The 13799-nt window shown below is 75.3% G+C and carries 11 protein-coding genes; 10 read left to right on the top strand and 1 reads right to left on the bottom strand.

What is annotated here, in order from left to right; translation table 11 throughout:
- The first annotated feature begins 110 nt into the window (after positions 1-110).
- The 7 genes from ruvC to BJ989_RS12090 all read left to right on the top strand — a co-directional run bounded on the left by ruvC (position 111) and on the right by BJ989_RS12090 (position 8434).
- On the top strand, positions 111-680 hold the full coding sequence (gene ruvC / locus BJ989_RS12120) for a crossover junction endodeoxyribonuclease RuvC (RefSeq protein WP_218849384.1): 570 nt from the start codon (positions 111-113) through the stop codon (positions 678-680).
- Positions 677-1291 (top strand): Holliday junction branch migration protein RuvA, encoded by a 615-nt coding sequence (ruvA, locus tag BJ989_RS12115; protein ID WP_179518426.1) that lies wholly within the window; start codon positions 677-679, stop codon positions 1289-1291. The genes ruvC and ruvA overlap by 4 nt, the downstream gene beginning before the upstream one ends.
- Positions 1292-1391: 100 nt before the next feature.
- Positions 1392-2477, top strand: coding sequence for a Holliday junction branch migration DNA helicase RuvB (gene ruvB, locus BJ989_RS12110; protein WP_179519591.1), 1086 nt, complete (start codon positions 1392-1394; stop codon positions 2475-2477).
- A 95-nt stretch (positions 2478-2572) separates the two neighbouring features.
- On the top strand, positions 2573-2941 hold the full coding sequence (gene yajC, locus BJ989_RS12105; protein WP_179518425.1) for a preprotein translocase subunit YajC: 369 nt from the start codon (positions 2573-2575) through the stop codon (positions 2939-2941).
- Position 2942: 1 nt separating this feature from the next.
- Positions 2943-5453 (top strand): SecDF P1 head subdomain-containing protein, encoded by a 2511-nt coding sequence (locus BJ989_RS12100; RefSeq protein ID WP_179518424.1) that lies wholly within the window; start codon positions 2943-2945, stop codon positions 5451-5453.
- Between the two features lie 86 nt (positions 5454-5539).
- Complete coding sequence (locus BJ989_RS12095; protein WP_218849382.1) at positions 5540-6049, top strand: adenine phosphoribosyltransferase; 510 nt, start codon at positions 5540-5542, stop codon at positions 6047-6049.
- 150 nt (positions 6050-6199) lie between these two features.
- Positions 6200-8434 carry a RelA/SpoT family protein gene (locus tag BJ989_RS12090; RefSeq protein WP_179519590.1) on the top strand — a complete coding sequence of 745 codons (2235 nt, stop codon included), beginning with the start codon at positions 6200-6202 and terminating at the stop codon, positions 8432-8434.
- A gap of 76 nt (positions 8435-8510) precedes the next feature.
- On the opposite strand, the gene BJ989_RS12085 is transcribed toward BJ989_RS12090, so the two are convergent.
- Entirely contained in the window at positions 8511-9737 is a 1227-nt protein-coding gene (locus BJ989_RS12085; RefSeq protein ID WP_343049313.1) for a DUF349 domain-containing protein, read from the bottom strand.
- Between the two features lie 160 nt (positions 9738-9897).
- Here BJ989_RS12085 and BJ989_RS12080 point away from each other — a divergent pair, with 160 nt between their 5' ends.
- From BJ989_RS12080 to aspS, 3 genes are read left to right on the top strand one after another with little or no spacing between them, the layout of a single operon-like run.
- On the top strand, positions 9898-10599 hold the full coding sequence (locus BJ989_RS12080) for an MBL fold metallo-hydrolase (protein WP_179518421.1): 702 nt from the start codon (positions 9898-9900) through the stop codon (positions 10597-10599).
- A 4-nt stretch (positions 10600-10603) separates the two neighbouring features.
- Positions 10604-11956, top strand: a complete 1353-nt coding sequence (hisS, locus tag BJ989_RS12075; RefSeq protein ID WP_179518420.1) for a histidine--tRNA ligase — start codon at positions 10604-10606, stop codon at positions 11954-11956.
- Positions 11953-13725, top strand: coding sequence for an aspartate--tRNA ligase (gene aspS / locus BJ989_RS12070; RefSeq protein ID WP_179518419.1), 1773 nt, complete (start codon positions 11953-11955; stop codon positions 13723-13725). Before hisS ends, aspS begins: the two co-directional genes overlap by 4 nt.
- Positions 13726-13799: the final 74 nt, after the last annotated feature.

Genomic DNA, 13799 nt, shown 5'->3' with positions numbered 1-13799 from the left:
GGCTGAGCCTGCGAGGACGCGATCGGCGTGTCGAGACCGGGTGGACCGGTCACCGCCGTAACGTCCCGTGTCGAACTGACGTTCGAGCCGAGGAGCGACGCGTGCGCGTGCTGGGGATCGACCCGGGCCTGACCCGCTGCGGGATGGGCCTGGTCGAGGGCGACGTCGGGCGGCCCCTGCGCCTGGTCGACGTCGGCGTGCTCCGCACCTCGGCCAGCGAGCCCGTCGCGGTGCGCCTGGTCACCATCGAGCGCGGCATCGACGCCTGGATCGACGAGCACCGCCCCGACGCGGTCGCGGTCGAGCGGGTCTTCGCCCGCTCCGACGTCAGCACCGTCATGGGCACGGCGCAGGCCAGCGGCATCGCCCTGGTCGCCGCGGCGCGCCGCGGCCTGCCGGTGGCCCTGCACACGCCGAGCGAGGTGAAGGCGGCCGTCTCCGGCAGCGGCCGCGCCGACAAGGCGCAGGTCGGGGCGATGGTCACCCGCATCCTGCGCCTCGACGCCGCACCGAAGCCCGCCGACGCCGCCGACGCACTCGCGCTCGCGATCACCCACATCTGGCGCGGCGGGGCCCAGGCACGCATCGACGCCGCCGTGGCCGCGAGCCGGAGCCGGACGCCCGCCGGCACCCGACCCAGGACCGTCACCGGGCCCGCCCCGGCGAGGAGGAGAGCATGATCGCGTTCGTCCGCGGCCGGGTCGCCGAGGTCGGCCTCACCAGTGCCGTGCTCGAGGTCGGCGGCGCCGCCGGCGGGGTCGGACTCGAGCTGCTGTGCACCCCGGGCACCCTCGCCGCGCTGCGCCTCGGCGCGGAGGCGTCGCTGCCCACCAGCATGGTGGTGCGCGAGGAGTCGCTGACCCTCTTCGGCTTCGCCGACGACGACGAGAAGCAGGTCTTCGAGCTCGTGCAGACCGCCTCGGGCGTCGGCCCCAAGCTGGCCCAGGCGATGCTCGCCGTGCTCAGCCCCGACGCCGTGCGCCGCGCCGTCGCCGACGAGGACGTCAAGACCCTCACCCGCGTCCCCGGCATCGGCCAGAAGGGTGCGCAGCGCATCATCCTCGAGCTGCGCGACCGCATCGGCGCCCCGGTCGGCGCCGCGCCCCTCCCCGGCGCCCCCGCCCCGGGCGCCGCGCCCTGGCGCGACCAGGTCGCCCAGGGCCTCGTCGGTCTCGGCTGGTCGGCCAAGGAGGCCGACAAGGCGGTCGAGGCCGTCGCCGACCAGGCCGGGGACCGCCCCGACGTCGGCGCCCTGCTGCGCGCCGCCCTCCAGACGCTGAGCCGGGCCTGACGTGCCCCACTCCGACGACGACCTCGACACGGCCGCCGACGGCGCCTCCACGGCGTACGCCGGTCCCGACGCCCGCCTCAGCGCTGCGGAGGACGCCCACCTGCGCACCCTGACCGCGGCCGAGGCCGAGGGCGACGAGCGGGCCGTCGAGGCCGCGCTGCGCCCGCGCACCCTCGACGAGGTGGTCGGGCAGGTGCGGGTGCGCGAGCAGCTCGGGCTGGTCCTCGAGGCCGCGCGTCGCCGCGGTCGCGCTCCCGACCACGTGCTGCTCTCGGGCCCCCCGGGCCTCGGCAAGACGACGCTGGCGATGATCATCGCCGCCGAGATGGGCAGCCCGCTGCGGCTCACCAGCGGCCCCGCGATCACCCACGCCGGCGACCTCGCCGCGATCTTGTCGGGCATGGTCGAGGGCGACGTGCTCTTCGTCGACGAGATCCACCGGATGTCGCGACCGGCCGAGGAGATGCTCTACCTCGCCATGGAGGACTTCCGCGTCGACGTGGTCATCGGCAAGGGCCCGGGTGCCACCGCCATCCCGCTGGAGATCCCGCCCTTCACGCTGGTCGGCGCGACGACCCGTGCGGGGCTGCTGCCGGGGCCGCTGCGCGACCGCTTCGGCTTCACCGCGCACCTGGAGTTCTACGAGCCCGACGAGCTCGAGCTCATCGTGCGGCGCTCCGCCGACCTGCTGGGCGTCGAGCTGGCCGGGGGAGGCGCGGCCGAGATCGCGTCGCGCTCGCGCGGCACTCCCCGCATCGCCAACCGGCTGCTGCGCCGCGTGCGCGACTACGCCCAGGTGCGCGCCGACGGCGTCGTCACGCAGCCGGTGGCGCGCACCGCGCTCGACCTCTACGAGGTCGACTCCTCCGGTCTCGACCGGCTCGACCGGGCGGTCCTCGACGTGCTGTGCCGCCGCTTCGGAGGCGGGCCGGTGGGCGTCTCGACGCTCGCGGTGGCCGTGGGGGAGGAGCGCGAGACCGTCGAGGAGGTCGCCGAGCCGTTCCTCGTGCGCAGCGGGCTGCTCGCCCGCACCCCGCGCGGTCGCGTCGCGACGCCCGCGGCCTGGGAGCACCTCGGCCTGCCGGTGCCGGCGGCGAGCGCGTGGGGCGCCTGGGTCGGCGGACAGCCCGGCGGGGCAGGAGAGCCGGGTGACGCCGCGCTCTTCGACGACGACCCGTCGACGTAGACTCCGCGGCGGGCCGGCCGCGCCGGCCCGACGCCCTGCCCGCGAGCGGCCGGCGCCGACCCCCACGGTGCGCCGCTCACGTCGAGAGGTCCTCCGTGGAGTTCCTGCCCATCATCGCCATCGCCCTGCTCTTCTGGCTGCTGCTGATCCGGCCGCAGGCCAAGCGGCAGAAGGAGCTCTCCCGCATGCAGTCGTCGCTGCGGCCGGGCGACGAGGTGATGATGGGCTCGGGCATCTTCGCCACGGTCACCGCCATCGACGACGACCGTGCCCGGGTGCACGTCGAGGTCGCCCCGGGCGTGCAGCTGCAGGTGGCCCGTGGCGCGATCGCCCAGGTGGTCGAGCAGGCCGACCGTCTCGACGAGGTCGACGGCACCACGGCCCCCGACGACGCCAGCGACCTCGTCGACCCGACCGACCCGACCTCGCGCCGCGACGAGCAGGGCCCGCGCGGGGACCACTGACGTGGCCCGGGGCTCGCGCCCGGGACGACTCCTCGCCGTCGCCGGGCTGGTGCTGGCCGTCCTCTACGGCCTGGTCGCGCTCGGCGGCGAGTGGACGCCCCGGCCGGGGGTGGAGACCGGCGGTGGGACCCGGTTGGTGGTCCCGGTCACCGACGCCGGTGCCGCCGACCTGGCCCGGGCGCGCGACGTCCTGGCCGAGCGGCTCGACGACGCCGGCGTGCCCGCGGCGCGCGTGCGCACCGCCGCCGACGGCCTCGTGGTCGAGGTGCCGCCCCGCACCCCGCGGTCGGTGCTCGACTCGGTCGTGCGACCCGCCGAGCTGAGCGTGCGCGTCGTGGCCCGCTCCGGTTTCCCCGCCGCCGCCGAGCCCACCGCTAGCCCGTCGGCGAGCCCGTCCGCGAGCACCTCCGCGAGCCCCTCCGCGGAGTCCTCCGCCGACCCGTCCGCCGACCCGTCCGCGGGCCCCTCGACCGAGCCGTCCGCGGGCCCCTCGACCGAGCCGTCCGCCAGCCCGACGCCGCTCGACGGCGGGGAGCTGGTCGACGACCCCGTCGCCTGGGCCGCGCGCCCCGACGTGGCCTCGGGCGAGGCGTTCGACGCGGCACGCTGCCCGACCCGGGGCGCGCCCGGCGAGGACGACCTCGACCGGCCGGTCGTCGCCTGCGACGCGAACGGCCTGGCCTACCTGCTCTCCGCCGCCGTGGTCGACGGCTCCGCGGTCGACGGGGTCGAGGCAGTGCTGCCCACCGGCCGCACCACCTGGGGGCTGGCCCTCGACCTCGACGGCGACGGCACCCGCGCCTTCGGCGCGATGACCCAGCGCCTCGAGGGCACGGGTCGCCAATTCGCCCTGGTCGTGGACGGCCAGGTCGTCGCGGCGCCCCAGACCAGCGCCGTCACCGACGGGCGCCCGCAGATCTCCGCCGACCTCACCGAGGCCGAGGCCGAGGCGCTGGCCGCCAGCCTGCGCTCCGGGTCGCTGCCCGTGGCGCTCGCCGGCGAGCCGGAGTCGACGACGGTGCCCGCGTCGCTGCCGGCCGGCGCCCTCGGCACCGGTGTCCTGGTGGGAGGCCTCCTCGCGCTCGTCGCGACCTTCGCGGCCGTGGTGCGCCTGGGGGTGCTGGGCCTGCTGGTGCCGGCCGCCCTCCTGACCGGCACCGCGCTCACCCACGCCGGCCTGCTGCTGCTCGCGCGCGGGCTCGACCTCGCCCTCACGCCGGCGGCGTGGGCCGCGCTCCCGCTCGGCCCCGCGCTCGCCGCCGGCTCCGCTGCCCTGCTGCTCGCCCTGGCCCGCACCGAGCGTGCCGCCGGGGCCTCGGCGGGCGCCGCGGTCGACACCGCGACCCGCCGCACCCAGCGCCTCGCCCTGGCCGGCGACGCGGTGGTGGCAGCGGCCGGCCTGGCGCTGCTCGTCCTCGGCCGTGGTGACGCCCTCGACGGGGTCGGCGTGCTCCTGCTGCTCGCCGCCGCGGTCGGCCTGCTCACGCGCGTCGGCGTCGTCGCCCCGCTGGTGGAGCTGCTGGTCGCGCGGCCCGCGACCCGGTCGAGCGCCCCCGCGGGTGAGCGAGCCCTCGCCGCGCGGCCGCGGGAGCGTGTCGGCGCGCTCGCCGTCCTGGGCGTCGCCGCGCTCGCCACGCTCGGCCTGCTGGTGCGCCCGCTCGACGCCGGCGTCGACCTCGCCGGAGGTCGCCTCGGCGGGCCCGGTGCGGCCCTCGGTGCGGTGGGTGCGACCTGGGACGCCACCGACACCCGCTGGCTCGTCGCCGCCTGCGCCGTGCTCGTGCTCGTCGTGCTGGGCGCGCTCGCAGGCTGGGCCGGTCGCCGGCAGGTCGTGCCGGCCGCCCTGGTGCCTCCGGCCCTGGCCGTCGCCACCGCGCTGGGCCTGGCGGCCTGGACCGGCGTCGCCGTCGGTGCGGCCACGGTCGCCGCGGTCGTGCTCGTCGGCGTCGTCGCCCTCGCCGCGGGCGCGGTGGTGCTCGGCGCCGTCACCGGTCGCGGTCCGCAGGGTGCCGCACGTGCCCGCACCACCCGACGGCAGGCCGCCGAGCTGGCCGCCGCCCCCGCTGCTGCCTGGCCGACCACGGTCGCCGCGGTCGTCGCGGTGCCTGCCCTGGCCGTCCTCGTCGCCGCCCTCGTCGCCGACGGTGGCTCCGGCGAGGTCGCCCCCGCCTCGCTCGCCCTCGCCGGCGGCACCGTCCTGGCCGCGGCCGCGACCGTCCTGCTCGCGGTGCCCGCGCTCGTCGCCCTCGACGAGCGCGACCCCGCGATCCGCGAGGCCGACCGCCGCGTGCTGGCCCGCCGTCGGCACGACAGTGAGGCGCCGCGCCCGTCGGCCGGGACGGCCAAGTCGGCCAAGTCGGCCAAGTCGGCCAAGCGGTCCGGCGCGTCGACGGCGAGCGGTGGGTCGGGGGCCGTCCGTCCCGCCCCGGCCCGCGGTCCGGTGGCCCGCTCCGCCTCGGCCGGACGCCAGCAGCCCACCCGCAAGACGCGCGCGAAGCGCGGGAAGAAGTGAGCACGCCCGTGACCCCGCCTCCGACGTCCCCCGCGGACGGTCCCGCCCACGACCCCGCCGCCACCGCGCGCGAGGCCCTCGCCCGGCTGGTCCGCGACGTCCCGGACTTCCCGGAGCCGGGGGTGCTCTTCAAGGACATCACGCCGCTGCTCGCCGACCACGCCGGCCTGCGCGCGGTGGTCGACGGCCTGGCCGCAGCCGGCCGCGACGCCGAGGGACGCCCCGTCGTCGACGCGGTCGTCGGGCTCGAGGCCCGCGGCTTCGTGCTCGCCGCGCCGGTGGCCCTCGCCCTCGGCGTCGGCTTCGTGCCGGTGCGCAAGGCGGGCAAGCTCCCGGGGGAGACCCACGAGGTCGCCTACGCCCTCGAGTACGGCGAGGCCGTCCTGCAGGTCCACCGCGACGCCGTCGCCCCCGGTGCCCGGGTGCTCGTGGTCGACGACGTCCTCGCCACCGGCGGCACCCTCGCGGCGGCCCGTGCCCTCGTCGAGGCCTGCGGTGCCCACGTCCACGCGGCCTCGCTGCTCATGGAGATCAGCGCGCTCCCCGGGCGCGCTGCGCTCGGCGACCTCCCGCTGCACGTGCTCACCACGGTCTGACGCCTCACCCCGCACGCCCGCAGAGCCCCGCCCGCCGAGCACCGCCCCTACACTGGGCGGGTGGCGGAGCGCACGGACGAACGCACGGGCCCCACGGCCCCGGCGGAGCCGCGCGAGCGCGCGCTCGACCCCGTCGCCTCGGCCCGGGGCATGCGGGCCCGCCTGGCGCGCATCGGCACCCGCGCGCCGTCGGCCAACCCGGTCCTCGAGCCGCTCTTCCGGGCGGTGCGCGCCAACCACCCGAAGGCCGACCTCGCGCTGATCGAACGGGCGTACGCCGTCGCGGAGCGCATGCACGACGGGCAGATGCGCAAGAGCGGTGACCCCTACATCACCCACCCGCTGGCCGTGACCACGATCCTCGCCGACATCGGCATGACCGAGCCGACGCTGTGCGCGGCCCTGCTGCACGACACGGTCGAGGACACGCCCTACACCCTCGAGCAGCTGCGCACCGACTTCGGCGACGAGGTCGCCCTGCTCGTCGACGGCGTCACCAAGCTCGACAAGGTGCAGTACGGCGACTCCGCCCAGGCCGAGACCATCCGCAAGATGATCGTCGCGATGAGCCGCGACATCCGCGTGCTCGTCATCAAGCTGGCCGACCGGCTGCACAACATGCGCACGCTGCGCTACGTCAAGCAGGAGACCCAGGAGCGCAAGGCCCGCGAGACCCTCGACATCTACGCCCCGCTGGCGCACCGGCTCGGCATGAACACCCTCAAGTGGGAGCTCGAGGACCTCGCCTTCGCCACGCTCCACCCCAAGATCTACGACGAGATCGTGCGGCTCGTGGCCGAGCGCGCGCCGTCGCGCGACCAGTTCCTCGCCGAGGTGATCCAGCGCGTGGAGTCCGACCTGCGCGACGCCCGCATCAAGGCCAAGGTCACCGGGCGGCCGAAGCACTACTACTCGATCTACCAGAAGATGATCGTCGGGGGCCGGGAGTTCTCCGACATCTACGACCTGGTCGGCATCCGCATCCTCGTCGACGAGGACCGCGACTGCTACTCCGCGCTCGGCGTGCTCCACTCGCGGTGGAACCCCGTGCTCGGGCGGTTCAAGGACTACGTCGCGATGCCGAAGTTCAACATGTACCAGTCGCTGCACACGACCGTCATCGGGCCGCAGGGCAAGCCGGTCGAGGTGCAGATCCGCACCTTCGCCCAGCACCGCCGCGCGGAGTACGGCGTCGCGGCGCACTGGAAGTACAAGGAGGACGGCCGCGCCGGCGTCGACACCGAGCGCCGCGGCGACATGGACGACATGTCGTGGGTGCGCCAGCTGCTGGACTGGCAGTCCGAGGTCGAGGACCCGGGCGAGTTCCTCGAGTCGCTGCGCTTCGAGATCAACCGCGCCGAGGTCTACGTCTTCACCCCGCGCGGCGACGTCATCGCGCTCCCGGTGGGTGCGACCCCGGTCGACTTCGCCTACGCCGTGCACACCGAGGTCGGCCACCACACGATCGGCTCGCGGGTCAACGGGCGGCTGGTGCCGCTCGAGTCGACCCTCGACAACGGCGACGTCGTCGAGGTGTTCACCTCGAAGGCCCCCACGGCGGGGCCGTCACGCGACTGGCTCGCCTTCGTCAAGTCGCCGCGCGCCCGCAACAAGATCCGCCAGCACTTCACCAAGGAGCGGCGCGAGGAGGCGGTCGAGCGCGGCAAGGACGCGATCGCCCGGCAGATGCGCAAGGAGGGGCTGCCCCTCAAGCGGTTGCTGAGCCACGACACGCTCACCCAGGCGGCCGTGCACTACAAGCTCGCCGACATCACCGCCCTCTACGCCGCCGTCGGCGAGAACAACCTCTCGGCCCAGGCCGTCGTGCGCCACGTGCTCGAGCTGCACGGCGGCAGCGAGGGGGCGGCGGAGGACCTCGCCGAGGCCGTCACGATCACCGGTCGCCGGAGCCGGCGCAGCGCGACGCCGCGGAGCACCGACTCCGGCGTCGTGGTCAAGGGCGTCGCCGACCTGTGGGTCAAGCTCGCGAAGTGCTGCACTCCCGTGCCGCCCGACCCGATCCTCGGCTTCGTCACCAAGGGCGGTGGTGTCTCGGTGCACCGACGCGACTGCACCAACGCCACCCACCTGCAGGGCCAGCCCGAGCGGCTCCTCGACGTCGAGTGGGCGCCGACCTCGCAGTCGACCTTCCTGGTCAACATCCAGGTCGAGGCGCTCGACCGCGCCCGCCTGCTCTCCGACATCACCATGGCGCTCAGCGACGCGCACGTGAACATCCTCAGCGCGACCCTCAGCACCACCCGCGACCGGGTCGCGAAGTCGCGCTTCTCCTTCGAGATGGGCGACGCGATGCACCTCGACACGGTGCTCAAGGCCGTCCGTGCCGTCCCCGGCGTCTTCGACGCCTACCGCGTCACGCAGTAGCCGACGACGAGGGACGTGTCGGCGGGCACTCCACCTCGCGCGACCTCGTCCCTCGATCGCGGGTTCGCGGGTCGGGCTACGAGAAGTCGGCGGCGGCCTTGCGGGCCATCTCGAGGAAGGTGCGGCGCGACTCGAGGTCACCCCCGAGGCGCGAGACCCTGCCGGCGTCGCCGGCGGCGCGGGCCCGCTCGAGGTCGGCCTCGAGGTCGGCGATGCCGCGCTCGAGCTTGGCCACCATGTCGTCCGCGCGCGCGGACTTCTCGGGGTCGCTGCGCCGCCACTGCTCGTCCTCGACGGAGCGGATGGCCTGCTCGACCTTGCGGATGCGGCCCTCGAGCTCCTTCATCCGGTCGCGCGGCACCTTGCCGGCGGCGTCCCACTTCTCGGCGATGTCGCGGAAGGCGCGCTTGGCCGCCTCGACGTCGGTGACGGGCAGCAACGCCTCGGCCTCGACGAGCAGCCGCTCCTTGACCTCGGCGTTGCCGGCGAACTCCTGGTCGAGCTCGGCGTTCGCCGCGTCGCGGGCGGCGAAGAACTGGTCCTGGGCGCCCCGGAAGCGCTTCCAGAGCTTGTCGTCGACCTCGCGGGGGGCGGGGCCGGCGGCCTTCCAGTCGCGCATCAGGTCGCGGAAGCGGCCGGCGGTCGGGCCCCACTCCGTGGAGCCGGCGAGGGCCTCGGCCTCGCTGGCCAGACGCTCCTTGACCGCGCGGGCGCCCTCGCGCTTCTCGTTGAGCTCGGCGAAGTGGGCCTTGCGGCGCCGGGTGTAGGAGGTGCGCGCGGAGGAGAAGCGGCGCCAGAGCGCGTCGTCGGAGGGACGGTCGAGGCGGGGGAGCGCCTTCCACTCCTCGAGCAGGTCGCGCAGCCGGTTGGCGCCGCTGCGCCAGTCGCTGCCCTCGGCGATCGACTCCGCCTCGACGACGATGCGCTCCTTGGCCTGCTTGGCGGCCGCGACCTTCTGGGCGCGCTCGGCCTTGCGGGCCTCGCGCTGGACCGCGATGACGGGGCCGAGGGCGTCGAGCCGGCCGGCGAGGGAGTCGAGGTCGCCCACCGCGTGGGCGTCGACCACCTGCTCGCGCACGGTCTTGACCGACGTCGCGGCCTCGTCGGGGCTCAGCTTGCCGCCGTTGACACGCTTCTCGAGCAGCTCCACCTCGAAGGCGAGCGCGGCGTAGCGCTCGGTGAAGAAGTGCAGGGCCTCCTCGGGGGTGCCCTCGGGGTAGGAACCGACCGCGCGCTCGCCGTCGGCGGTCCGCACGTAGACCGTGCCGTCCTCGGCGACCCGTCCCCACTCATGTGCCGTCACAGGCTCGTCCTCTTCGCTCGCGTCGTGCTGGTCGGTGCTGCGTCCGCCTTCGCGCCCGCACGCCGCGCGGGGCGCGCCCATGCTAACCAGGGGGTGAGCGCGAGCCGGGGCCGCGCGAACCGGTTCGTCGCCGGGGGTGTCGCCTCGCTAGTGTGCGGGGGTGCTGATCGCCGGATTCCCCGCAGGTCCGTGGGGCACCAACTGCTACGTCGTGGCCACGGGCCCGGGCAGCGAGTGCGTCGTGGTCGACCCCGGCAAGGACTCCGCCGACGGGGTCGCCCAGGTGGTGCGCGAGCACCGCCTCAAGCCGGTCTCCGTGCTCGTCACCCACGGCCACGTGGACCACGTGTGGTGCGTGGCGCCGGTCGCCGGCACCTACGACGCGACCGCGTGGGTGCACCCCGCCGACCGCCACCTGCTGAGCGACCCGATGGCCGGGATGTCGCGCGAGACCACCTCCATGCTGCTGGGCGGCTCCTACGAGTGGGCCGAGCCCGACGACGTGCGCGAGCTGGCCGACCTGCAGGTGCTCGAGCTGGCCGGGCTGCGCTTCGTCGTCGACCACGCGCCGGGCCACACGGAGGGCTCGGTCACCTTCCGCACGCCCTACGACGTGCCGGAGGTCTCCGAGGTGATGTTCTCCGGCGACCTGCTCTTCGCCGGGTCGATCGGGCGCACCGACCTGCCGGGGGGAGACCACCCCACGATGCTGCGCAGCCTGCGCGACAAGGTGCTGCCGCTGGCCGACGACGTGGTGGTGCTGCCCGGCCACGGCGAGCAGACCTCGATCGGCCGCGAGCGCGCCACCAACCCGTTCCTGCTCGACCTGGAGGACACCCCTCCCGTCACCCGAGGGCTGTGAGTCCGTGCCCAAGCACCAGCCGCTGAGCGGCTTCCCCGAGCTGCTGCCTGCCGACCGCGTGGTCGAGCGCGCCGTCGTCGCCTCGCTCTCGGACACCTTCGAGCTCCACGGCTTCACCAACGTCGAGACCCGTGCCGTCGAGCCGGTCGAGGTGCTGCTCGGCAAGGGGGAGACCTCGAAGGAGGTCTACCTGCTCGAGCGCCTGCAGCAGGAGGAGGGCGGCGCCGGCACCGGACTGGGGCTGCACTTCGACCTCACCGTCCCCTTCGCCCGCTACGTCCTCGAGCACGCGGGCCACCTGGAGTTCCCGTTCCGCCGCTACCAGGTGCAGCCGGCGTGGCGCGGCGAGCGACCGCAGGAGGGCCGCTACCGCCAGTTCACCCAGGCCGACGTCGACGTGGTCGGCAAGGGCGAGCTGCCCTTCCACCACGACGTCGAGGTGATGCGGGTGATGGTGGAGGCGCTCGACGCACTGCCCCTGCCCGCGCTGAGCTTCCAGTTCAACAACCGCAAGCTGATCCAGGGCTTCTACCAGGGCCTCGGCGTGCCCGACGTCGTCGCGGCGATCCGCACGGTCGACAAGCTCGACAAGCTCCCGGCCGACGAGGTGGCGCGGCTGCTGGTCGCCGACGCGGGCGCCACCCCCGAGCAGGCGCAGCGCTGCCTCGACCTCGCCACGATCCGCACCGCCGACACCTCCTTCGTCGCGCGGGTGCGGGCCCTCGGCGTGGCCGACCCGCTCCTCGACGAGGGGCTCGCCGAGCTCGAGGCCGTGGTGGCCGGCTGCGCGGCGGGGGAGCGGCGCCACGTCACGGTCGAGGCCGACCTGCGCATCGCACGCGGCCTCGACTACTACACCGGCACCGTCGTGGAGATCTTCATGGCCGGCTACGAGCGGCTGAAGTCGGTGGGCGGTGGCGGGCGGTACGACGCGCTGGCCAGCGACGGCCGGACCACCTACCCGGGCGTGGGCGTCTCCTTCGGGGTCTCCCGCAGCCTGGTCCCGCTGCTGGCCGACGGCGTCCTCGCCGGCAGCCGACCGGTCCCGAGCGCGGTCCTCGTCGCCCTGGCCGACGAGGACTCCCGCCACGCCAGCGATGCGGTGGCCGCCTCGCTGCGCGCGCGCCGCGTGCCGTGCGAGGTGGCCGCCTCCGCCCAGAAGTTCGGCAAGCAGATCCGCTACGCCGAGCGTCGGGGCATCCCGTACGTCTGGTTCCCCCAGGCCGACGGGACCCACCAGGTCAAGGACATCCGCAGCGGGGAGCAGGTCGACGCCGACCCGGCCACCTGGACCCCGCCGCCCGCGGACCTGCGCCCGCAGGTCGTCGCGGTGAACCTCGAGGAGACAACCCCGTGATCCGCACCCACGACGCCGGCGCCCTGCGCCCGGAGCACGTCGGCCAGACCGTCACCCTCGCCGGCTGGGTCGCGCGCCGCCGCGACCACGGCGGCGTCGCCTTCCTCGACCTGCGCGAGGCCAGCGGCGTCGTCCAGGTCGTCGTCCGCGACGAGGAGGTGGCCCACGCGCTGCGCAACGAGTACTGCCTCAAGGTCACCGGCGAGGTGGCCCTGAGGCCCGAGGGCAACGCCAACCCGGCCCTGCCCACCGGCGAGGTCGAGGTGATCACCGACGAGCTCGAGGTGCTCAGCGCCGCCGCGCCGCTGCCGTTCCCCATCGACGACCACGTCGACGTGGGGGAGGAGGCGCGGCTGCGTCACCGCTACCTCGACCTGCGCCGCAGCGGCCCCGGCGCCGCGCTGCGCCTGCGCAGCAAGGTCAACAAGGCCGCCCGCGACGTGCTCGACCGCCACGACTTCGTCGAGGTCGAGACCCCGACGCTGACCCGCTCGACCCCCGAGGGCGCCCGCGACTTCCTGGTGCCCGCCCGGCTGCAGCCCGGCAGCTGGTACGCCCTGCCGCAGAGCCCCCAGCTCTTCAAGCAGCTGCTCATGGTCGCCGGCATGGAGCGCTACTTCCAGATCGCCCGGTGCTACCGCGACGAGGACTTCCGCGCCGACCGCCAGCCCGAGTTCACCCAGCTCGACCTCGAGATGAGCTTCGTCGAGCAGGACGACGTCATCGCGGTCGCCGAGGAGATCCTCACCGCGCTGTGGGCGCTGGTCGGCCACGAGGTGCCCACGCCGCTGCCGCGCATGACCTACGCCGAGGCGATGGCGCGCTACGGCAGCGACAAGCCCGACCTGCGCATGGGTCAGGAGCTGGTCGAGTGCACCGACTACTTCCGCGACACGCCCTTCCGGGTCTTCCAGGCCGACTACGTCGGCGCGGTCGTGATGCCGGGCGGCGCCGGCCAGCCCCGCAAGCAGCTCGACGCGTGGCAGGAGTGGGCCAAGCAGCGCGGCGCCCGCGGGCTGGCCTACGTGCTGGTGCAGGAGGACGGGACCCTCACCGGCCCGGTCGCCAAGAACATCAGCGAGACCGAGGCGGCCGGGCTCGCCGCGCACGTCGGCGCCGAGCCGGGGGACTGCGTGTTCTTCGCCGCCGGCGCCGCCAAGCCGAGCCGGGCACTGCTCGGCGCGGCGCGCCTCGAGGTCGGGCGCCGCTGCGGGCTCATCGACGAGGACGCGTGGAGCTTCCTGTGGGTCGTCGACGCCCCGCTCTTCGAGCCGACCGGCGACGCCACGGCCGCCGGCGACGTCGCGGTGGGCTCGGGTGCGTGGACCGCGGTGCACCACGCCTTCACCTCGCCGAAGGACCTCGAGACCTTCGACTCCGACCCCGGCAGCGCCCTGGCGTGGGCCTACGACATCGTCTGCAACGGCAACGAGATCGGCGGCGGCTCCATCCGCATCCACCGCGAGGACGTGCAGAAGCGCGTGTTCGCGGTGATGGGGATCGAGGAGGAGGAGGCGCAGGAGAAGTTCGGCTTCCTCCTCGACGCCTTCAAGTACGGCGCGCCGCCGCACGGCGGCATCGCCTTCGGCTGGGACCGGATCGTGGCGCTGCTGGCCGGCAGCGACTCCATCCGCGACGTCATCGCCTTCCCCAAGTCGGGCGGCGGCTTCGACCCGCTCACCGCGGCCCCGGCCCCGATCACCGCGCAGCAGCGCAAGGAGGCCGGCGTCGACGCCCGTCCGCAGCAGGCCGGCGCGCCGACGGCCTGACCTGCGGCACGTCGCGCCGCGGCCGGGTCCCCTCGCGGGGCCCGGCCGTCGGCGTCCCACCCCGCGGTGGGGCC

The sequence above is a fragment of the Nocardioides perillae genome (genome assembly GCF_013409425.1).
GTDB classification, from domain to species: Bacteria; Actinomycetota; Actinomycetes; order Propionibacteriales; family Nocardioidaceae; genus Nocardioides; species Nocardioides perillae.
Note: the sequence above shows the minus strand (reverse complement) of the source record. Positions and strands in the feature narration are given on the sequence as shown.

Excerpts from the sequence above, each read along its gene's own strand:
- BJ989_RS12090 (WP_179519590.1), top strand. The coding sequence starts at position 6,200 with ATGCGGGCCCGCCTGGCGCGCATCGGCACCCGCGCGCCGTCGGCCAAC.
- ruvA (WP_179518426.1), top strand. The coding sequence starts at position 677 with ATGATCGCGTTCGTCCGCGGCCGGGTCGCCGAGGTCGGCCTCACCAGT.